This is a genomic window from Streptosporangium heterodermiicola (assembly GCF_051390675.1).
Classification (GTDB): Bacteria; Actinomycetota; Actinomycetes; order Streptosporangiales; family Streptosporangiaceae; genus Streptosporangium.
In genome coordinates, this window is sequence record NZ_JBPJSR010000036.1 from 21,768 (window position 1) to 41,900 (window position 20,133).

A 20,133-nucleotide genomic window follows, 5' to 3' on the forward strand; every position below is an offset into this window, starting at 1 on the left:
TCGGCGCCTCTGTGTAACGAAGACCGATGACGAACTTATCTAACTACCACTAAATAATCTTATGTCGTACGAATAAGGATTCCCGTGTCCACGCACGCCGTCCATCACTGGATCTCCACCGCCCAGGGCAGGGTCGTGGTGGCGCTCGCGATCGCGGTCACGGCGCTCCTCGCGACCGGTGTCGTCGTCCTCAGGGGCGGCGCGCGGACCGCCTCCACCGCCCCACCCTCCCGGCCGGAGCCGATGAGCCTCGACACGGCCGTGGAATGGCGGGCGCTGGCGGCCGAGTGGACGGTCAGGGAGATCGACGCGGGCAGGACCGTCGCCTGCGACCCGTCGACGTGCGAGGAACTCGCGGGCCGCGGGACCCCCGCGGGCTCGCTGCTCCGCCTCGACGGTCCCGACGGCCCCGGGACGATCCTGCAGAGCGACGTGGTGATCGTGACCGCCCAGGTGCGCGGCACGCTCGCCGCCCAGCTGGAGGTGCTGCTCAGCCCCGAGGTGCTGGCCAGGTTCGGTACCGGCGCCAGCCGCTTCGAGGTGCGCGAGGTCGCCCCGGAGGGCAGGGCCGCCCACCGGGTGCGGCAGGCCGCCGACGTGCGCGACCGTCGGTACGCCGGGCGCGAGCTGCTGGCCAACCGCCGTCTCGGCGTCACCCCCGACGTGGCGCGCCAGCTCTCGGCCGGGCAGGTCGACGGGCGGCTGCTCACGGTGATCGCGATGCTCAGCGCCGACCGGCGCCTGTACCTCCGCTCCTTCGGCGACGCCGGGGAGACCTCCGGCGTCCCCCTGCGCAGCGTGGACATCGCCACCGTCGACGGCAGACCGCCCCCGGCGGCCGCCGTGACCGGTATCGGCCGCGTCCTGCGCGACCAGGAGCCGCGCTTCCGCCCCGCCGAGACCACGCTCGCCACACCCCCCGAAGGAAGCACACCCGTCCTGCGCATCCGGTACGGAGCACCGAGCCCGCTGGGCCTGCTCACCCCCTGAGTGCCCCCGAATTCCCCCGCATTCCCCTGAGTTCCCCCGAGTTCCCCTGGGTCCCCCGAGTCTCCTGGAGACAACAGCGATGAAGTTCACGCGTCTGCTGACGCTTCCCCTCACTGCCCTGATCGCCCTGTGCGCCACGCCTCCCGCCGCCGCCGCGCCCCCCGGGGCCACGGCCGCCGACGGGTACGTGCGGCTGGCGCACTTCTCCCCCGACACTCCCGCCGTGGACGTCTACCTCTACGACTTCGGCGGCGAGAAGGCGCGGCTGGTCCTCAAGCACGTCCCGTACGGGGCCCTGTCGCCCTACCAGAAGCTCGCTCCCGGCCAGTACACCGTGGCCATGCGCGCCGCGGGGGCGGAGTCCTCGGCGCCCCCGGTGCTCTCCACCAACGTGCGGGTCGTAACGGGCCGCGCCTACACCGTCGCGGGCACCGGCCCGTTCAAGAGCATCAGGCTCTCGGTGCTGCCGGACACCGCCGACGTGCCCTCCCAGCGGGCCGGGCTCCGGTTCGTCGCCGCCTCGCTGAAGACGCGGTCGCTGCGGCTGGGGGTGGGAGACGGCACCGTGGCGTCCAGGCTCCGCTTCGGCGCGGCCTCCGGCCACCTCGTGCTCCCGCCCGGCGAGCGCACCGTCACGGCCAGGGGCGCCTCCGGCGAATCGGCCACCTCGAAGCTGAGCCTGGCGCCGGGCGCCGTCCACACGGTCGTCGTCCTCGACGGCGAGGCCGGCCTGACCCTGCTGGACGTACGCGACGCCGCGGGACCGGGCATCACCCCCGAGGGCGGCGTCGACACCGGCCTCGGCGGCCTCGCCACCACCGCACCCGCGGGCGCGTCGAACATCGGCACCGCACCGGCCGGCGCGCCGAACGCCGACACCGCGAACACCGGCACCGGTTCTCCCGGGACGATCCTCGCCGTCGCCGTCCTCGCCGCCCTCATCGCCGGAACCGCGGTCACGGTACGCCGCCGCACCCCCGCCCCCTCCGTTCCTCCCGCCCTCTCCGGCGGCGACCGGCCGGTGGAGCGTTCCCGGTACGGCTCACGCTGACGTGGAGGTCTCCAGGGCGCTCGCCCCCCTCCTGTGCGCCTGGCTCCTGGTGGGCGGGTGCGGGAAGGCGCCCGCCGCCACCCCCGGGCCCCAGGCCGCCGCCACCCGTGCCGCCTCGACCGGTCCGGCCGCTCCGGGCGGGGGCTCCGACACCGCCTCGCCCTCACCGGCCCCCGGCACGAGTGGCGCGACCACGCCCGGCCCCGTGTGGTCGGCGGTACCCGGCCAGGTCGCGGTACCGCCCACGCCCTCGCCCGGCGCGCGGCACGCCGAGCCCGCCCTCCTCACCATCCCGGCCCTCGGCGTCCGAAGCGACCTGGAGCGGCTGCTCATCGGGCCGGGCGGGGAACTGACCCCGCCCCGCGCCTTCGACCGGGCGGGCTGGTACGCGTCCGGGGTGCGGCCGGGCGACACGGGACCGGCGGTCATCGCGGGCCACGTCGACAGCGAGAGCGGCCCCGCCGTCTTCGCCGGACTCCGGCGGCTGCGCGGGGGAGACGAGATCCACATCGACCGTGCGGACGGCACGCGGGTCCGCTTCGAGGTCGACACGGTGCGTACGGCGGCCAAGGCCGACTTCCCCACCGGCGACGTCTACGGCGCGACCCCCGACGCCCAGCTCCGGCTCATCACCTGCGGCGGGCGGTTCGACGGCGAGCGCGGCCACTACACCGACAACGTGATCGTCTTCGCCTCCCTGAAACCCTGACGGCGACCGAAACCCCCGCGGACCTCCGTCCGATCCCCCCCGACCGTCAGCGGCGCGGATCCAGGCTCCAGGCCCTGACCGCGCGGTCGTTGCCCCCCGCGACCACGACCGGCCGGTCGCCGACCCGGGTCACCGCGACGGAGGTGACCCAGCCGGTGGATCCGGTGAGCGGAGCCCCGAGAGGGCTGCCGGTCGCGAGATCCCACACCCGCACGGTCCTGTCCCAGCTGCCCGAGACGACCGCGGGACTCCCGTCCAGCTCCGTGACCGCCAGGGCCGCCACCCTGTCGGTGTGGCCGGTCCACGGCTTCCCGACGGGTGCCCCCGTACGCAGGTCACGCACCCGCACGGTCGCGTCGCCCCCGTGGAGGATCACCGGCCGTCCCCCCACCGACCCGACGGTGAGAGCGGTGATCGGCGCGCCGCCGTTCGCGTACGGCCCCGCGACGAGGCGGCCGTCGGCCGGGTCCCACACCCGCACGGCGTCGCCCGCCCCCGCGGCGACGATCACTGGACGGCCGTCCAGCTCGGCCCGCGCGAGCGAGGTGACCTCGCCGTCCTTGCCGCGCAGCGGCGAGTCGACCTCCTTGCCGGTCGCCGCGTCCGAGACGAGCAGCCCGCCGTGTCCCCCGGAGACCACGACGCTCCGCCCGTCCAGCTCGGTGAGGACGACCGACAGCACGTCACCCCGGTGCCCCCGGAACGGGCGTCCCAGCATGGCGCCCCTGGCGAGGTCCCAGACCCAGAGGCCGCCGCCGAGCCCCTCGCCGAGCCCCCCGCAGACGACCACCGCCCGGCCGCCCACCTCGCCCGCGGTGAGCGACGACACGTACGAGGTGCCGACCTTGAAGGACCGCCCGGCCCGCTCGCGGGACCCCGGCTCCGAGACGCGGACGACACTGTCCCGCCCGGCGGACACGGTCACCGCGCGCCCGTCCACGGTCGCGGTGGCGACGGCGAGCACGTCGGCGGTGTGACCGGTGAACGGGCCGCCGAGGGGAGCGCCGAAGCGGGGGCCGACGGCGAGGACCGCCACCGGCGCCGGCCGGGGCGCGGAGGGGGTGTCGCGTTCCTGGCCGAGCAGCACGACCGGCACCACGACGACGGCCGCGGCCAGGAGCAGCGACACCCCCGCGATCACCACCCTGACCCGTGTCGGCCGCGCGGCCCGGGTGACGTCCACCACCGGGCCGGTGGCGGGTGGCAGGTCATCGCGCGTACCCGTTGCGGGCCGGGCGCCTCCCTCCTCCAGACCCGCGACGGACGTCAGGCCCTCGCGCGTACCCGGTTCCGGAGGGGGTGACGCGGTCGTCTCCAGCGTGTCGCCCGGCTCACCGCTCCCGTACGCCCGCAGGCCCTCCGCGTCGCTCTCCATGAGCGCGTACAGCACCTGATCGGAGGTGGGGCGTTGCCGCGGGTCCTTGGCCAGGCAGGTGGCCAGCAACTCGCGCAGCCGCTCGGGAACGCCGTCGAGATCGGGCTCACGGCTCATGATGCGGTTCATCACCGCGGGGATGCTGTCGTTGCCGAACGCAGGGCGGCCGGTCGCCGCGAACGTCATCAGCACCGCCCAGCCGAAGACGTCGGAGGCCGGCCCCGGCCGCCATCCCTCCAGTTGCTCGGGTGACATGTAGGAGGGGGTGCCCTGTACCTCGCTCGCCAGGGTCGCCGCGACGTCCACCATCCTGGCGATGCCGAAGTCGATGACCCGCGGGCCGTCGGGGCCCAGCAGCACGTTGCTGGGTTTCAGGTCACGGTGCACGATGCCCGCCCGGTGGATCGCCGCCAGCGCGGCGGCGGTCCCGACGGCGAGCCGGTCGAGCGCGCCGCGGTCGCGGGGCCCCTCCCTGCGCACCAGCTCCTCCAGCGACTCACCCCGGACGAACTCGCTGACGATGTACGGGCGGTCGTGGGTCACGTCGGCGTCGAGCACCCGGGCCGTGCAGAACTCCGCGACCCGCCGGGCCAGCTCGACCTCCCGCAGGAACCGCGTCCGGGCACCGGCGTCGGCCACCAGCCTCGCGTGCAGCACCTTGACGGCCACCGGGACTCCCGAGGGGGTCTCCCCCAGGTAGACCGTGCCCTGGCCGCCCTCCCCGAGCAGCCCCACGAGACGGTATTCGCCGATCGACTCGACCTCGCCCGGCCGCAGCGGTCGGCTGTCCGGCACCTCGACCTCCCCGGCGATCCCGTGAACGCTCGGCGGCGGGAGACCCGCGGACGTCCTCGGAGGGGAGCGCGGGACCACCGGCCGATCGCCCCAGCCTACGGCCCGGCACCAGTGGGACCGTTCCCGGCCCGGGGGCCCGGACAACGAGAACCCGGAGGGTCCGGGCAGAGAGGAACCGGGGTGCCCGGACAAAGAGACCCGGAGGGGCCGGGCAAAAGAGAACCCGGGGGCCGGGCAAAAGAGAACCCGGGGGCCGGGCAACGAGACCCCGAGGGGCCGGGCAAAGGAGAACCGGGGGTCCGGGCAAAAGAGAACCGCCCCTGACTGGCGCCGTAGCGCGGGTCAGGGGCGGGTCGGGTGTGGAGCTATGGGGATTCGAACCCCAGACCTCCTCCATGCCATGGAGGCGCGCTACCAGCTGCGCCATAGCCCCTGGTCACCGCTTCGAGTGCTCTCGTCGCGGCGCTCGGGAAGCATATAAGGACACCCGCGTGTTCACCTAATCGACGACCGCCCGGCCCGCGCCCGCCACCGGGGCGCAAGCCGCGTCGCCCGAAGGTCACTCCCGGGCGGCCTCGGGGCCGTCGTCGGTGGCCTCGGGGCTGTCGTCGCTGCTGACCGGCTCGGGGAGGGTCCCGGCGTTGTGCTCCAGCAGGCGCCAGCCCTTGCGCGCCTCCTCCAGCACCGACCACGAGCAGTTTCCGAGCCCGCCCAGGGCGGGCCAGAGCTCCTGCGGCAGGTTCATTAGCTTGGCGATGCCGAGCCGGATCGCCGCCCCGTGCGAGGCGACGACCAGCAGGCCGTCGGAGTCCATCTCCCCCGCCCAGCGGCGCACGGCCGAGGAGACCCGGTCGGCGACGTCGCCGACCGCCTCACCGCCCGGGGCCTCCCAGGCGGTGAACTCACGGGGCCACCTCTCGGAGATCTCCTCCCGGGTGAGCCCCTCCCACCGGCCCCCGCCGCGCTCGCGCAGGTCCTTGTCGACGGTGACGTCCAGGCCGGTGACGCGGCCCAGCGCCGAGGCGGTGTCGAAGGCCCGCTGGAGATCGGAGGAAACGATCATGGTGGGGCGGAGCGCGGCGAGCAGCGAGGCCGCGCGGGCGGCCTGCGCGATCCCGGTCTCGTCGAGGGGGATGTCGCTGTGACCCTGGAAGCGGTGCTCGACGTTCCACAGCGTCTGGCCATGCCTGAGGCAGACGACGCGACGACTCACTCAGCTACCGCCCCGCGGGCGCGCTGGGCGGCGACCTGGGTCACGCTGTCGGGCAGCGAGATGGAGGGGCAGTCCTTCCACAGGCGCTCCAGCGCGTAGAAGGTGCGGTCCTCCTCGTGCTGGACGTGCACGACGATGTCGATGTAGTCCAGCAGGACCCAGCGGCCCTCGCGCTCGCCCTCGCGGCGGACGGGCTTGGCGTCGGCCTCGATCCGCAGCCGGTCCTCGATCTCGTCGACGATGGCGCGGACCTGGCGGTCGTTGGTGGCGGAGCAGAGCACGAACGCGTCGGTGATGACGAGCTGGTCGCTCACGTCGTAGGCAAGGATGTCATCGGCCAGTTTGTCGGCCGCCGCCTCGGCGGCGAGCCTGACGAGCTGGACGGATCTGTCGGTTGCTGTCACGGTGTGGGTCAGTCCTCCTGCTAGTCGGCGCTGTCACCTATCAGGGTGCCCGATTCGGCGCTCGTTGAAGAGCCGCCTTCTGAACAACGCCTATCGTGTGCCACCCGATTCCGCGCCGCAAACGAATTGGCGGCCTGATCAGGGGCGTCTTCGCGGCCGGGACCGCGCTTGTGGATCTCCGGTGGGACGGGCACCGGCCGGGCCGTTCGACGATCAAGCCGGGTGAGCTGCGGATACTCGTCCCACGCAAACTTCCCAAATCATAGCGAATTTCATCGGAACACGTTCTAGCCTGCGGCATTCCAGCAGATCATCGCGATTAACAGGATTTTTCACCATCTATCGCTCCAGCCCCTCCCCTCAGGCGGCATCGAACCAGGGCCTGCCCGCGGCCCAGTGCCCGGCCCATCCGGCGAACCCGGGCTCCCCCGTGGTGAAACCGAACCCGGCGCCGAAGGGGACGGCGCCCTCCCCGCTGATCTGCCAGACATGCCCCCGGTGCGGCCCGCTGACGACGAGGTGCCAGTACATGCCGCACCCGTCGGTGCCCAGGACGATCGAGCCGTGGTCGAAGACCCGTTCGAGAACGGGATCGATCTCCTCCCGAGGGCGAGGATCCTCTTCCCACATCCACATGCTCGTCAGCGGAAAGGGCCGGGCCAGGACCCGCCCCGGCCGGTCGTCCCCCCAGTCATCGGGCAGATCGGCCGGCGGCACGAGCCCGTAACCCGGCGGCCCCGAGGAGGACCCGTCACAGATCTCGGCGACGAACGTCCGGTACGGCTCCGGCAGGACGATCCCGTGCTCCACCTCGAAGGCGCGCACGGCGTCCCGGCCCAGCGGCGGCCGACACGCGCCGCCGCCGAAGGCGGCACGAAGAGCGGCGAGATCAGCGGGGCCGGCGTGATCGGTGTTCATACGGTATTCATACGGCCAATGGTCATCACCACGCGCCGGCGAGGCCCGTCGACGAATTCCCGGTCCGGGACGGCCCCGTCACCGGCATCCCGCGAAGGACCGGCGCGGCAGGCGGCGTGACCCCCGGTAACCTCTGCGGGCGGCGAACGAGGTAGGGCGTTTTACCCGCTCATGACCGAGCGTGACCGTAAAGGCCGCGCTTGTTGATGTACTGGACGATGCCGTCGGGGACGAGATACCAGATCGGCTCCCCCGAGGCCACCCGCTGGCGGCACTCCGACGACGAGATGGCCAGCGCCGGGATCTCCACCAGGCTCACCTTGCCCTCCGGCAGGCCGGGGTCGCGCAGGACGTGGCCGGGCCTGGTGGCGCCCACGAAATGCGCGATGGTGAACAGCTCGTCCACGTCGCGCCAGCTCAGGATCTGGGCGAGGGCGTCGGCTCCGGTGATGAAGTAGAGATCCACGTCGGGCCCCCAGGCGGCGGAGATCTCCCTGAGTGTGTCGATGGTGAAGGTCGGCCCCGGACGGTCGATGTCGACGCGGCTCACCGAGAACCGGGGGTTGGAGGCGGTCGCGATGACCGTCATGAGATAGCGGTCCTCGGCGGCGGAGACGATCTTGTCGGCCTTCTGCCACGGCTTCCCCGTCGGCACGAAGACCACCTCGTCGAGATCGAAGTGGTGGGCGACCTCGCTGGCCGCGACCAGGTGACCGTGATGGATGGGATCGAAGGTCCCGCCCATGACGCCCAGACGTCGCTTTCCCCGGCCGGTAGGCGCGTTCATCATGAAACGGACCATACGTGCAAGCCGTACACAGCTTTTAACCACCCCCCGCGCGGGGCAGGCATACCCGACGTAGCATGCCGGACATGACCACCACCCCGGATCGCAATCGCGTGCAGCTTCCCGGCATCAGCTCGCGCGCCTACGAACATCCCGCCGATCGGTCCGCGCTGGTCGCCCTCCGGTCGCTCAGCGGGTTCGACACGGTGCTCAAGCAGATGTCCGGCCTGGTCAGCGAGCGCCGCCTGCGCCTGATCTACCTCGCCTCGGCCGTACGGACCAGCGACACCCAGTTCAGAGCCCTGCACGACATGGGCCGCGACGCGGCCTACACGCTCGACCTCCACCGCATTCCCGAGGTCTACGTGCAGCAGAGCCCGCTGGTGCAGGCGAAGGCGATCGGCTTCGACGACCCGTTCATCGTCGTCACCACCGGCCTCCTCGACCTAATGGACGAGGAGGAGCAGCGCTTCGTCATCGGCCACGAGACCGCCCACATCCTGTCGGGCCACGCGGTTTACCGCACCATGCTCGACATCCTGACCCGGCTGGCCACCCGCGTGGCCTGGATCCCGCTCGGCTACATCGGCCTGCGCGCGATCGTGGCCGGCCTGGAGGAGTGGCACCGCAAGTCCGAGCTCTCCGCCGACCGTGGCGGCCTGCTCTGCGGCCAGGACTCCGACGCGGCCCTGCGCGCCCTGATGAAGCTCGCCGGCGGCTCGCGCCTGCACGAGATGAACATCGAGGCCTTCCTCGACCAGGCACGGGAGTACGACACGGCGGGCGACGTCCGCGACGGCCTGCTCAAGGTCCTCAACCTGCTGGGCACCACCCACCCGTTCGCCGTCTCCCGCGTCGCCGAGCTCGACAAGTGGCGCCGCAGCGGCGAGTACGACACGATCCTCGCCGGCGACTACCCCCGCCGCGCCGACGACGCCAACGCGAAGGTCTCCGAGGAGATCAAGGCCGCCGCCCGCTCCTACCGCGACTCCTGGTCGCAGTCCCAGGACCCGTTCATCGGCGTCCTGCGCGACGTGGCCGAAGGCGCCGTCAACGCCGGGGAGCGCATCTTCAACCGCTTCTCCCGCCGCGATGGAAATTAACGAAGAGTTCTACCAATAGGGCCCGGCAACCGCCACCGGGCCCTTTTTTATATAGGTCGGATATAAGCTGATATTGCCCTATTATCGTGCCCCATGAGAATTCGAATGATCATCGCTATGACCGGGGCGGCCGGGCTGTTTCTCACGGGCACGGCGAACGCCTATCCGATCGAGGACCCGGCCCTGACGGAGAACGCCCTCTACAGCTCCGGCGAGCTCGCCGCGACCAAGTGCGCCGAACCGCCGATCAGGAACAACAACCGGACGCTGGTCAGGCGATACATCGCGGGCGTCGCCAAATGCCTGGACGCCTCGTGGGGAGCGCACTTCAGGGCCGCGGAGCTGCCGTTCGGCAAGCCCAGGCTCCAGGTCCTCAACAAGGCGCCCGCACGCTACTGCGGTGAGAAAGTGGATCGCAAGGAGGATTCACAGCTCTACTACTGCAGCCGGTCGCGGACGATGATGATGCAGATCGGCCGGGACTGGCTCTCCGATGTCGAGGATCTCTCGCTGCTCCACGCGACGGGCGTGCTGTACGCCACGCATCTGGGGAGGCTCACCGGCATCGAGAAGGCCTACCAGGACGCCCCGTACGCCAACAACAACGAGCTGAACGAGCAGACCCGCCGCACCAACCTGCAGGACGACTGCCTGAGCGGTGTGTTCATCCGGAGCGTCTGGTCCTCCCTCGGACGGAAGACCGGGGACTGGAACGAGCTGCTGCGCGTCCTGAGGAAGAGCGGGGACGCCAAGGGTCAGCCCCGGGTCTACGGAAAGGGCACCAGCCGCGCCGCCTGGACGAAGCTCGGCTACACCACCGGCGACCCGGCCTCCTGCAACACCTGGACCGCCACACCCGCCAAGGTCGCCTAGCCTCCGCGTGTAGACGCCCCCGGGAGGATTCCCGGGGGCGTCTACACGAGGAGGGCGATCGCGCGTACGGCCGCGGAGCAGAGGGCGACGAATCCGCCCAGCACGGCCAGCGCGCGCAGGCCCTCCTTGCGGAGCTCGACGAGCTCGGTGCCGATCCGCTCGATCTCCCGGCCGAGGATGCCTCCGCAGACGACGCCGAACACGACGCCGGCGACGGCGACCGGGGCGGGATGCGTCCACCAGTCGGGCGGCAGCGAGCCGCCCAGGGTGAGCCAGAGCGCGCACCCGGCGAGGGCCGCCGCCGGCAGCCCCGGCCACACGAGGGCGGTCAGCAGCGAGACGACGAAGGTCAGCGGGAAGCCCAGCACCCGCAGGATCACCCGGGTCCTGGCCGACTTGCGCTTCCTGACCAGCCAGTGACCGGCCCACAGCGCACGGGCGAGCGTGGCGAACAGCCCGGTGACGGCGAAGGTGGCCGCCGGCCAGATGGCCGTGGCCACGACGCACGGGACGGCCAGGACGGCCAGCAGGAGCAGCGCCGCGTTGCCCGCGGGCAGCGGTCCCGCCCTGCCCCCTTCCCGGGGCTCCCCGGCCGCGCCGCCCCTCCCCTTGCCGTCCTGGCGCCGGACCCTGGCCGCGGCGGCCGGTCGCCCCCCGCGCGACGTCTCACCCGCCGCGGGGGCCCGGCCGGTCCTGGACGCCTCACCGGCCGCGGCGGCCGTACGTCCGCGAGGCGTCTCCCCCGTCGCGGAGACCGGACGCCCGCCACGAGGTGTCTCGCCCGTCACGGTGGCCGGGCGCCCACCGCGAGGTGTCTCACCTGTTCCAGCGGCCGGGCGCCCGCCGCGGGACGCCTCGCCGACCGCGGAGGCCGAGCGCCCGCCGCGCGACGTCTCACCCGCCGGGAGCGCCCGCGCCGCGCGGGCCGCCTCACCGGCGGGCACCGCCCGCCCGCCGCGCGGCGTGCCGTCCGCGCCGGCCGGGAGCCGGGGCGCCCGCACCGCGCCGTCCACCGGGGCAGGCGGCCTTCCTCTGCCGCCGGACTCCGCCCTGGCCGCCCTGCCGCCCCTGGCGGGATCCTCACCCTTGGCGGCGGCCTTGGAGCGGCCCTTCTGCTTCCCGGCCGAACCGGCGGAACCCGCCGAGCCCGCCGAGCCCGCCGAAGCGGACGGCTTCCTGACCGCGCCCGCCTCGGCCGGGATCACCCGGGCCAGCCGGCCCAGGCGGCCGGTGAGGAGCGCCGCGGTGGGGCGCTTGGCCGGCTCGCGGTGGAGGGCGGCGCGGATCAGGGGCAGCAGGGCGGCCGGGACCCCCTCAAGGTCGGCCTGGCCGTTGAGGATCGCGTACATCTGCGCCTCGACGGTGCCGCCGCCGAAGGTGGGGCGGCCGGTCGCGGCGAAGGCCACGGTGGCCGCCCAGGCGTGCACGTCGGCGGGCTCGCCCACGTGCTCGTCGGCGAACAGCTCTGGGGCGGCGTAGCCGGGGGTGCCCAGGAAGGTGCCGGTCAGGGTGAGCCGGGTGGCGTCCAGGACGTGGGCGATGCCGAAGTCGATGAGGACGGGCTCGTCGTCCCCGCCGACCACCACGTTGGCCGGTTTGAGGTCGCGGTGCACGACCCCGGCCGCGTGGATGATCGACAGGGCGACGGCGAGCCCCTGCGCGACGCTGAGCAGGCCGGCGCCCTCCAGGGGACCGGTGCGGCGCACCCGCTCCAGGAGGGTGTCTCCCTCGATGTGCTCCATGACCAGGTAGGGCCGGTCACCGTCGAGATCGGCGTCGACGACGCGGGCGACGTAGGGGCTCTCCACCCTGCGGAGGGCGCGGACCTCCCGCTCCAGGCGCACCCGGGCCTCGGAGGAGGCGTCGTGGACGTCGTGGAGCACCTTGAGCGCGACGTTGTCACCCCGGCGGCTGGAGGCGAGGTAGACCTCGCCCATTCCCCCACGGCCGAGACGTTCCAGCAACGTGTAGGGACCGACCCGCCCGAGACGACCCACGTGACCTCCTGCGTCGGCCACATGGGTCAGGGACCGCTGCGCCTATCGGGTCGCTCACTCCCGCTCGCTTCCCTGCTCTCCAGCCATAGGAGACCACACCATAGCGGGCGAGTGTGACGTTTTCCCGGCGGCACGCCGGACTCCCGAAAGATCCGGGAGTCCGGGACGCCCCACCGGGAACTAGCGGGCGGCGGCCTCGGGCTAGGCGAGGACGGTGCCCTCGGCCGTGCGCAGGTGGCCCTCACCGGTGTAGACCCACTTGGTCGAGGTCAGCTCCGGCAGGCCCATCGGACCGCGGGCGTGCAGCTTCTGGGTGGAGATGCCGATCTCCGCGCCGAAGCCGAACTCGCCGCCGTCGGTGAACCTGGTCGAGGCGTTGACCGCCACGGCCGCGGAGTCGACCAGCGCGACGAACCTGCGGGAGGCGCTCACCGAGCGCGTGACGATCGCGTCGGTGTGGGCCGAGCCGTACTTCCTGATGTGCGCCACCGCGTCCTCCAGCGAGTCGACCACGGCGGCGGCGATGTCCAGCGAGAGGTACTCCACCCGGAAGTCCTCCTCCTCGGCGGGCACCACGTCGCCGTACGCCGCGACGCGCGCGTCACCGTGCACCGTGACGCCCTCCGCCGCCAGCGCCGCCAGCGCGCGCGGCACGAAGGCGTCGGCGACGGCCGCGTGCACCAGGAGCGTCTCTGCGGAGTTGCACACCGAGGGCCGCTGGACCTTGGAGTTGATCAGGATCTGGATCGCGAGGTCCTGGTCGGCGTCGGCGTCGACGTAGACGTGGCAGTTGCCCACGCCGGTCTCGATCACCGGGACGGTGGACTCCTCCACCACCGAGTTGATCAGCGAGGCGCCGCCGCGCGGGATCAGCACGTCGACCAGGCCGCGGGCCCGCATGAGCTCCTTCACCGAGTCGCGGCTCTGCCCGGGAACCAGCTGGACGGCCCCGGCGGGCACCCGCGTGCCCGCCAGCGCCTCCTGCATGATCCTGACGAGGACGGTGTTGGACTCGTACGCGCTGGACGAGCCGCGCAGCAGGGTGGCGTTGCCGCTCTTGAGGCAGAGCGCCGCGGCGTCCACGGTCACGTTGGGGCGGCCCTCGTAGATGATGCCGATCACGCCGAGCGGGACCCGCAGCTGGCGCAGCTCCAGCCCGTTGGGCAGCGTGTTGCCCCGGATCACCTCGCCGACCGGGTCGGGAAGGTCGGCGACCTGGCGGACCGCCTCGGCGATCGCCTCGATCCTGGCCTCGTCGAGACGGAGGCGGTCGACCATGTACTCGGAGATCCCGCTCTCCCTGGCCCGCTCCACGTCGAGCGCGTTGGCCGCGACGATCTCGGCGGACGCGGCCACGAGCGCGTCGGCCATCACGCGGAGCGCGGCGTCCTTCGGCGCCCTCGGCAGCGGGGCCAGCTCGGCGGCGGCCTCTTTCGCCGCCAGGGCAACCTTCAGGAAGTCCTCGGACATCTCGCGCTCCAAAAGAACTAGTTGTGGGATTCCAGTATGACGATGTCGTCGCGGTGGATCAGCTCTCGCTCGTACTCCGGCCCCAGGCTGGCCGCCAGCTCCCGGGTGGAGCGGCCGAGCAGCCCGGGGATCTCCCCCGCGTCGAAGTTGACCAGGCCGCGTGCGACGACCCGGCCGAGCGGCCCGCACAGGTCCACCGGGTCGCCCGCCGCGAACTCGCCCTCGACCGAGGTGACCCCGGCCGGGAGCAGCGACTTGCGGCGGCTCACCACCGCCTCGACGGCGCCGGGGTCCAGGTGGAGGCGGCCGCGGCCGGTGGTGGCGTGGGCGAGCCAGAGCAGGCGGGTGCCCGGGTGGCGCCCGCCGGGGTGGAAGTAGGTGCCGACGTCGACCCCCGCGAGGGCCTGCGCGGCGTGCGCGGCGGCGGTCAGCACCACCGGCACCCCCGCCCCCGTGGCGATCTTGGCGGCCTGGACCTTGGTGACCATGCCCCCGGTGCCGACCGCGCCGCCCTTGCCGAGCTCGACCCCGACGAGGTCCTCGGGCCCGCGTACGTCGGCGAGCCTGCGGGCGCCGGGGCGGCGGGGATCGCCGTCGTAGAGGGCGTCCACGTCCGACAGCAGCACCAGCGCGTCGGCCCGGGTCAGATGGGCGACCAGCGCGGCGAGCCGGTCGTTGTCGCCGAAGCGGATCTCGTCGGTGGCCACGGTGTCGTTCTCGTTGACCACCGGGACGATGCCCAGCTCCAGCAGCCTGGCCAGCGTGCGCTCGGCGTTGACGTGGTGCGAACGGCGCATCATGTCGTCGGCGGTGAGCAGCACCTGGCCGACCCGCAGGCCGTACCGGGCGAAGGAGGAGGTGTAGCGGGCCACCAGCACGCCCTGGCCGACCGAGGCGGCGGCCTGCTGGGTGGCGAGGTCGCGCGGCCTGGCGGGCAGCCCCAGCGGGCCGAGACCCGCCGCGATCGCCCCCGAGGAGACCAGCACGATCTGGGTCCCCGCCTTCCGCCGGGCGCCGAGCACGTCGACCAGGGCGTCCACCCGGTCGACGTCGATCATTCCCTGCGGGGTGGTGAGCGAGGACGAACCCACCTTCACGACGAGGCGTGAAGCCGTACGGATCCGTTCGCGCGCAGAGTCCACGACACGCACCTCTCAAAGATGATCACTTGGAAGACCAGGTTATTCGAACCGCCCGCGACGGTGTCGCGCTAGAGCCTGTTGTCGGAACCGCGCGGTCCCTGGCGCACGGCCTCCGCGTTGAGCGTCGGCTGCCAGTCGAAGATGTAACCGTTCTCCATGGACCCGATGACCACCTCGGCCCCGGCCTTCGCCCCGGCCTTGGTGAGCTCCTCCTCGACACCGAGCCGCTCCAGCCGGTCGGCCAGATAGCCCACGGCCTCGTCGTTGGTGAAGTCGGTCTGGCGGATCCACCGCTCCGGCTTGACCCCGGTGACCTGGAAGGTGCGCTCGTCGACCCTGCGGACCGCGAACCCCGTGTCACCGTGCTGCTTGGGCCTGATGACCAGGCGGGTCGGCTCCAGGACGGGAGCGGCGGCCCTGGCGGCGGCGACCATCTCCCCCATGGCGTAGGTGAGCTCCTTGAGCCCGTCGTGGGTAGCCGCGGAGATCGTGAAGACCCGCAGGCCCCGCTCCTGGAGCATCGGCCCCACGATGTCGGACAGATCCCGGGCGTCGGGCACGTCGGACTTGTTGAGCACCGCCAGGCGCGGCCGGTCCTCCAGCTTGCCGTACGCGGCCAGCTCGGCCTCGATGGCCTCGTAGTCGCTGATCGGGTCGCGGCCCGGCTCCATCGTGGCGCAGTCGATCACGTGCACGAGCGTGTTGCAGCGCTCGACGTGGCGCAGGAACTCGTGCCCCAGGCCCTTGCCCTGCGAGGCGCCCGGGATCAGGCCGGGCACGTCGGCGACGGTGAAGACGGTCTCGCCCGCGGTGACCACCCCGAGGTTGGGGACCAGGGTGGTGAACGGGTAGTCGGCGATCTTCGGGCGGGCCGCGGAGAGCGCGGCGATCAGGGAGGACTTGCCCGCGCTGGGGAAGCCGACGAGCGCCACGTCGGCGACGCTCTTCATCTCCAGCATGACGTCGATCTCGTCGCCGGGCTCGCCGAGCAGCGCGAAGCCGGGGGCCTTGCGCTTGGCGGAGGCCAGGGCGGCGTTGCCGAGCCCGCCGTGCCCGCCCTCGGCGATCACGTAGCGGGTGCCCGCGCCGATCAGGTCGATCAGGACCTCGCCGGTGTCGGCGTTCTTGACCACGGTGCCGTCGGGCACCGGGATGACGATGTCGCCGCCGTTGGCGCCGTCGCGGTTGGCGCCCTGCCCCTGCTTGCCGTTGTCGGCCTTGCGGTGCGGGCGGCGGTGGTACTCCAGGAGGGTCGCCGTGTTGGCGTCGACCTCCAGGATCACGTCACCGCCCCGGCCGCCGTTGCCCCCGTCCGGGCCCCCCAGCGGCTTGAACTTCTCCCGATGGACAGAGGCACAGCCGTTTCCCCCGTCACCGGCCTTGATGTGCAGGACCACCTGGTCCACAAAGTCCGGCATGTCTACTTTCCTACCTCTATCTACGGGAACCTCTGCGGGAACCTCTGTTTAAAACGCGAACAGGGGTGGACCGCTGTATGCGATCCACCCCTGCCGTCAACGTCTGTCGGCGCGAATCTACTCCGCGACCGGGACGATGCTCACCGCGCGGCGCCCACGCTTGACACCGAACAGAACGTGGCCCGCGGCCAGCGCGAACAGCGTGTCGTCACTGCCACGGCCGACGTTGTCGCCGGGGTGGAAGTGGGTGCCGCGCTGACGGACGATGATCTCGCCGGCGTTGACCAGCTGACCGCCGAAGCGCTTCACACCGAGCCGCTGGGCGTTGGAGTCGCGGCCGTTCCGAGTGGACGACGCGCCCTTCTTGTGTGCCATCTCGCAAAACTCCCGAAACTCAGGCCTGGTCGATGCCGGTGATCTTCACCTGGGTGTACCGCTGGCGGTGACCCTGGCGCTTCTTGTACCCCGACTTGTTCTTGTACTTCAGAATCCGGATCTTCGGACCCTTGGTCTCACCGAGAATCTCGGCGGCAACCGTGAACTTGCCCGCCTCGGTGGTCACGTCGCCGTCGTTGACGACGAGGACCGTCGGCAGCGAAACCGTGGAACCGACCTCGCCGGCGACCTTGTCCACTTCAAGGACGTCACCGACGGAGACCTTCTGCTGCCTGCCGCCGCAACGAACGATCGCGTACACCGCGGAACCCTTCTTCTGACTGCTTGCTCGCTGGATGCTGCGCCCCGCATCCGGCTGTGGTCATTGATGACGTACCGGGTAGGCGCGCGAACAGGGCGCGCCATGAGCGCACCGGTTCACCAGGGTACCGGATTGACGGTGTCCTGGTCGAACCGGGCGGAACGTCGGGGGTGCCGGCCTTCGGCCCCGTCCCTGTGCGGGGACGGGGGTCTAGTCGGCCGGCCTGGCCTTGCGGGAGCGTCTCCGCCCCCGGCCAGAAGCCTGCGCTGCCTGACCGTCCTCGTGCTGGACGCCGTCAAGCGCATCGGTCACCGTATCACGGCCGGACTGGTCACCGGCCGCCACCGCGTGGTTACCGTCCTTGCCGAGCTTCTCCGCGACGGCCTTCTCCACGGCCATCTTGCCCTGGGTGCCGCGCGGCTCGGGCTTGCCCTCGACCGGCTCGGACGAGACGTGCAGGCCACGGCCGTTGCAGCACTCGCAGGTGGTCGAGAAGGCCTCCAGGAGGCCCTGACCGACCCGCTTGCGCGTCATCTGCACCAGGCCCAGCGAGGTCACCTCGGCCACCTGGTGCTTGGTACGGTCGCGGGCCAGGCACTCCAGCAGCCGCCGCAGCACCAGGTCGCGGTTGTTCTCCAGCACCATGTCGATGAAGTCGATCACGATGATGCCGCCGATGTCGCGCAACCTGAGCTGGCGGACGATCTCCTCGGCCGCCTCCAGGTTGTTGCGGGTGACGGTCTCCTCCAGGTTGCCGCCCTGGCCGGTGAACTTGCCGGTGTTGACGTCGACCACGGTCATGGCCTCGGTCCTGTCGATCACCAGCGAGCCGCCGCTGGGCAGCCAGACCTTGCGCTCCATCGCCTTGGCGATCTGCTCGTCGATCCGGTACGCCGCGAAGACGTCGCCACCCTCCTCCCACCTGCTGAGGCGGTCGGCCAGGTGCGGGGCGACGTAGCGGACGTACTCGTCGACCGTCTCCCACACGTCGCCCGCGACGACCAGCGAGGCGAAGTCCTCGTTGAACACGTCGCGGACCACCCGGACGGTCAGGTCGGGCTCGGAGGAGAGCAGCTCGGGCGCGCTCGCCGACTTGGCCTTGCGCTGGATGTTCTCCCACTGCGCCGACAGCCGGGCCACGTCGCGGGCCAGCTCGTCCTCGGAGGCGCCCTCGGCGGCCGTACGGACGATGACCCCCGCGTTCTCCGGCATGACCTTCTTCAGGATGCTCTTGAGACGGGTGCGCTCCTTGTCGGGGAGCTTACGGCTGATGCCGGTCATCGAGCCGTCGGGCACGTAGACCAGGTAGCGGCCGGGCAGGCTGATCTGGCTCGTCAGGCGGGCGCCCTTGTGGCCCATCGGGTCCTTGGTGACCTGCACCAGCACCGACTGGCCCGACTTCAGCGCCACCTCGATCCGCTTGGGCTGTCCTTCCAGCCCGGCGGTGTCGAAGTTGACCTCACCGGCGTACAGGACCGCGTTGCGCCCCTTGCCGATGTCGACGAACGCCGCCTCCATGCTCGGCAGCACGTTCTGCACCTTGCCGAGGTAGACGTTGCCCACGTACGACTGGCTCGCCTCGCGGTTGACGTAGTGCTCGACGAGGACGCCGTCCTCCAGCACCGCGATCTGGGTGCGCCCGCCGGTGCGGCGGACCACCATCATGCGCTCGACGGACTCCCTGCGGGCCAGGAACTCCGACTCGGTGATGATCGGCGGACGCCTGCGGCCGAGCTCGCGGCCCTCGCGGCGGCGCTGCTTCTTGGCCTCCAGGCGGGTCGAGCCGCGCACGCTCTGCACCTCGTCCACCGAGGTGCTGCGCCCGGCGCGGGGCGCGCGGATGCGCACCACCGTGTTCGGCGGGTCGTCCGGGACGTCGCCGGGCTCGTCGGTGCCCCTGCGCCGCCTGCGACGGCGCCGGCGCGAGCTGCCGCTCTCGGAGTCGTCGTCCTGCTCGGCCTCCGGCCGCTCCTCGTCGTCCTGCTCGGCCTCGGTCTCCTCGGACTCGTCGAGGTCACGCGCCTTGCCACGGCCCCGGCCGCCCCTGCGGCGCCGGCGCCGGCGACCGCTGGCGTCGTCGTCGCCGTCGGAGTCGTCGTCCTCGATCTCCTCGGCGAGCTCGGCCTTCTCGGCCCTGTCGATCTTGTCGGTCCTGTCGACCCGGTCGGCCTTCGGCTCGGCGGGCTCGGGCTCTTGAACGGCGGGCTGCGCCGGCGCGGGACGGGCGGCGGGCTGAGCGGCCCGCTGCGGGTCGGGGGCCTGGAACAGCGGCTGAAACACCGCGGCGGGCGCCTGGAAGGTCACCGAGGGCACCTCGGAACGTTCCTGACCGGCCAGCCCGAAGGGGTCGGCGAACAGGACGGGCCGCTCCTCGACGATGTCCTCGCCCGCGGGCTCGTCGTCGAGCGGCTCCTCGGCGGGCAGCAGCTCCGCCTCGACCTCCTCCGCCTCGACGGCCTCGACGGCCTCGACGGCCTCGACGGAGGACACCTCGGGGACACTCGGCTCGGCCTCGACCGGCGGCGCCTCACGCGGGGCGGCCTTCTTGCGCGTACGGGTGCGCTTGGCCGGAGCGGCGGGCGCCTCCTGGGGCGCGGGCTCCGCGAGCCCGGACCCGGCCTCGGCTCCGGTCCCGGCGAAGGGCTGGGGGATGGCGAAGGGGTCCGGCACGGCGGGCACCGCCGGGGGAACCACGGGCGCCACAGGCGTCGCGGCCTCCGCGGGCGCCGCGATCTCGGCCTCGGCCGGCTCGGCGACCGGCTTCTTCGCACGGCTACGCCGCGTGGTGGTGGTCGTACCGTCGGCCACGGCCGTCTTGCGCGCACGGGTGCGCTTGGGGGCCGCCACGGGCTCCGCCTCGGCCTCCGGCGCTCCGGCCGCGGGCTCCACCGTGGAAGCCTCGAAAGCCGGGGAGGCCACGGGCGCCGCGACCGGCGCGGGCGAGGCCGTGACCACTGGGGCCGGCTCCGGCGGCTCCGGCGGAGGTCCCGCGGGCCGGCTCGCGGCCCTGCGGCGCGTCACCGGTGGCCGGGTGTCTTCTGTTGTCGTATCCCCGCCAGGGCTGTTGACCCCGGCGTTGGGCTCGTTGTCGAGCATGCGGGCGCTCTCCCGTTCAGCTCCCGGGCGCGTCTCCGCGCCGCGCGGGAGCTCTCGTCTCTCACTGTCCGCCAGGCCTGGGGCCCGGCGCCAAG

At 72.4% G+C, this 20,133-nt stretch carries 17 protein-coding genes and 1 tRNA gene; 5 read left to right on the plus strand and 13 right to left on the minus strand.

Annotated elements, in window-relative coordinates:
• Positions 1–84 precede the first annotated feature (84 nt).
• The 3 genes from ACSC1Q_RS40345 (at position 85) to ACSC1Q_RS40355 (ending at position 2,750) form a co-directional block, all read left to right on the plus strand.
• On the plus strand, positions 85–990 hold the full coding sequence (locus ACSC1Q_RS40345; protein WP_436764024.1) for a hypothetical protein: 906 nt from the start codon (positions 85–87) through the stop codon (positions 988–990).
• A 79-nt stretch (positions 991–1,069) separates the two neighbouring features.
• Positions 1,070–2,041, plus strand: a complete 972-nt coding sequence (locus ACSC1Q_RS40350) for a DUF4397 domain-containing protein (RefSeq protein WP_436764025.1) — start codon at positions 1,070–1,072, stop codon at positions 2,039–2,041.
• A gap of 1 nt (position 2,042) precedes the next feature.
• Entirely contained in the window at positions 2,043–2,750 is a 708-nt protein-coding gene (locus ACSC1Q_RS40355) for a class F sortase (RefSeq protein ID WP_436764026.1), read from the plus strand.
• Between the two features lie 46 nt (positions 2,751–2,796).
• Here ACSC1Q_RS40355 and ACSC1Q_RS40360 read toward each other — a convergent pair whose 3' ends face one another.
• The 6 genes from ACSC1Q_RS40360 to nadD all read right to left on the minus strand — a co-directional run bounded on the left by ACSC1Q_RS40360 (position 2,797) and on the right by nadD (position 8,245).
• Positions 2,797–4,920: a WD40 repeat domain-containing serine/threonine protein kinase gene (locus tag ACSC1Q_RS40360; RefSeq protein ID WP_436764027.1), complete on the minus strand. Its 2,124-nt coding sequence runs from the start codon at positions 4,918–4,920 to the stop codon at positions 2,797–2,799.
• A gap of 360 nt (positions 4,921–5,280) precedes the next feature.
• A tRNA-Ala gene (locus tag ACSC1Q_RS40365) sits at positions 5,281–5,353 on the minus strand.
• 126 nt (positions 5,354–5,479) lie between these two features.
• Positions 5,480–6,133, minus strand: coding sequence for a histidine phosphatase family protein (locus ACSC1Q_RS40370; RefSeq protein WP_436764028.1), 654 nt, complete (start codon positions 6,131–6,133; stop codon positions 5,480–5,482).
• Positions 6,130–6,537 (minus strand): ribosome silencing factor, encoded by a 408-nt coding sequence (gene rsfS / locus ACSC1Q_RS40375; protein WP_436764029.1) that lies wholly within the window; start codon positions 6,535–6,537, stop codon positions 6,130–6,132. Before rsfS ends, ACSC1Q_RS40370 begins: the two co-directional genes overlap by 4 nt.
• A gap of 360 nt (positions 6,538–6,897) precedes the next feature.
• Complete coding sequence (locus ACSC1Q_RS40380) at positions 6,898–7,455, minus strand: SMI1/KNR4 family protein (RefSeq protein ID WP_436764030.1); 558 nt, start codon at positions 7,453–7,455, stop codon at positions 6,898–6,900.
• Between the two features lie 169 nt (positions 7,456–7,624).
• Positions 7,625–8,245: a nicotinate-nucleotide adenylyltransferase gene (nadD, locus tag ACSC1Q_RS40385; protein ID WP_436764031.1), complete on the minus strand. Its 621-nt coding sequence runs from the start codon at positions 8,243–8,245 to the stop codon at positions 7,625–7,627.
• Positions 8,246–8,319: 74 nt separating this feature from the next.
• On the opposite strand from nadD, the gene ACSC1Q_RS40390 reads away from it, so the two are divergent.
• The gene (locus ACSC1Q_RS40390; RefSeq protein WP_436764032.1) at positions 8,320–9,345 is read left to right on the plus strand and encodes a M48 family metallopeptidase; all 1,026 of its coding nucleotides are present in this window, start codon (positions 8,320–8,322) and stop codon (positions 9,343–9,345) included.
• 93 nt (positions 9,346–9,438) lie between these two features.
• Positions 9,439–10,218, plus strand: coding sequence for a neutral zinc metallopeptidase (locus ACSC1Q_RS40395; protein WP_436764033.1), 780 nt, complete (start codon positions 9,439–9,441; stop codon positions 10,216–10,218).
• A gap of 41 nt (positions 10,219–10,259) precedes the next feature.
• On the opposite strand, the gene ACSC1Q_RS40400 is transcribed toward ACSC1Q_RS40395, so the two are convergent.
• From ACSC1Q_RS40400 to ACSC1Q_RS40430, 7 genes are all read right to left on the minus strand, one after another.
• The gene (locus ACSC1Q_RS40400) at positions 10,260–12,215 is read right to left on the minus strand and encodes a serine/threonine-protein kinase (RefSeq protein ID WP_436764034.1); all 1,956 of its coding nucleotides are present in this window, start codon (positions 12,213–12,215) and stop codon (positions 10,260–10,262) included.
• Between the two features lie 201 nt (positions 12,216–12,416).
• Positions 12,417–13,685: a glutamate-5-semialdehyde dehydrogenase gene (locus tag ACSC1Q_RS40405; protein WP_436764035.1), complete on the minus strand. Its 1,269-nt coding sequence runs from the start codon at positions 13,683–13,685 to the stop codon at positions 12,417–12,419.
• A gap of 17 nt (positions 13,686–13,702) precedes the next feature.
• A complete protein-coding gene (gene proB / locus ACSC1Q_RS40410) occupies positions 13,703–14,827 on the minus strand; it encodes a glutamate 5-kinase (protein WP_436764036.1) in 1,125 nt (374 codons plus the stop codon).
• Positions 14,828–14,895: 68 nt separating this feature from the next.
• Complete coding sequence (gene obgE / locus ACSC1Q_RS40415; RefSeq protein ID WP_436764037.1) at positions 14,896–16,245, minus strand: GTPase ObgE; 1,350 nt, start codon at positions 16,243–16,245, stop codon at positions 14,896–14,898.
• 117 nt (positions 16,246–16,362) lie between these two features.
• Positions 16,363–16,620 (minus strand): 50S ribosomal protein L27, encoded by a 258-nt coding sequence (rpmA, locus tag ACSC1Q_RS40420; protein ID WP_030924780.1) that lies wholly within the window; start codon positions 16,618–16,620, stop codon positions 16,363–16,365.
• 19 nt (positions 16,621–16,639) lie between these two features.
• A complete protein-coding gene (rplU, locus tag ACSC1Q_RS40425) occupies positions 16,640–16,942 on the minus strand; it encodes a 50S ribosomal protein L21 (protein ID WP_030924785.1) in 303 nt (100 codons plus the stop codon).
• Between the two features lie 210 nt (positions 16,943–17,152).
• Complete coding sequence (locus ACSC1Q_RS40430; protein WP_436764038.1) at positions 17,153–20,038, minus strand: Rne/Rng family ribonuclease; 2,886 nt, start codon at positions 20,036–20,038, stop codon at positions 17,153–17,155.
• Positions 20,039–20,133 lie beyond the last annotated feature (95 nt).

Bases quoted from the DNA above. Each gene is read 5' to 3' on its own strand.
- ACSC1Q_RS40350 (WP_436764025.1), top strand. From the start codon at position 1,070: ATGAAGTTCACGCGTCTGCTGACGCTTCCCCTCACTGCCCTGATCGCC.
- ACSC1Q_RS40380 (WP_436764030.1), bottom strand. From the start codon at position 7,455: ATGAACACCGATCACGCCGGCCCCGCTGATCTCGCCGCTCTTCGTGCC.
- nadD (WP_436764031.1), bottom strand. From the start codon at position 8,245: ATGATGAACGCGCCTACCGGCCGGGGAAAGCGACGTCTGGGCGTCATG.
- ACSC1Q_RS40390 (WP_436764032.1), top strand. From the start codon at position 8,320: ATGCCGGACATGACCACCACCCCGGATCGCAATCGCGTGCAGCTTCCC.
- ACSC1Q_RS40395 (WP_436764033.1), top strand. From the start codon at position 9,439: ATGAGAATTCGAATGATCATCGCTATGACCGGGGCGGCCGGGCTGTTT.
- ACSC1Q_RS40405 (WP_436764035.1), bottom strand. From the start codon at position 13,685: ATGTCCGAGGACTTCCTGAAGGTTGCCCTGGCGGCGAAAGAGGCCGCC.
- obgE (WP_436764037.1), bottom strand. From the start codon at position 16,245: ATGCCGGACTTTGTGGACCAGGTGGTCCTGCACATCAAGGCCGGTGAC.
- rpmA (WP_030924780.1), bottom strand. From the start codon at position 16,620: ATGGCACACAAGAAGGGCGCGTCGTCCACTCGGAACGGCCGCGACTCC.
- ACSC1Q_RS40430 (WP_436764038.1), bottom strand. From the start codon at position 20,038: ATGCTCGACAACGAGCCCAACGCCGGGGTCAACAGCCCTGGCGGGGAT.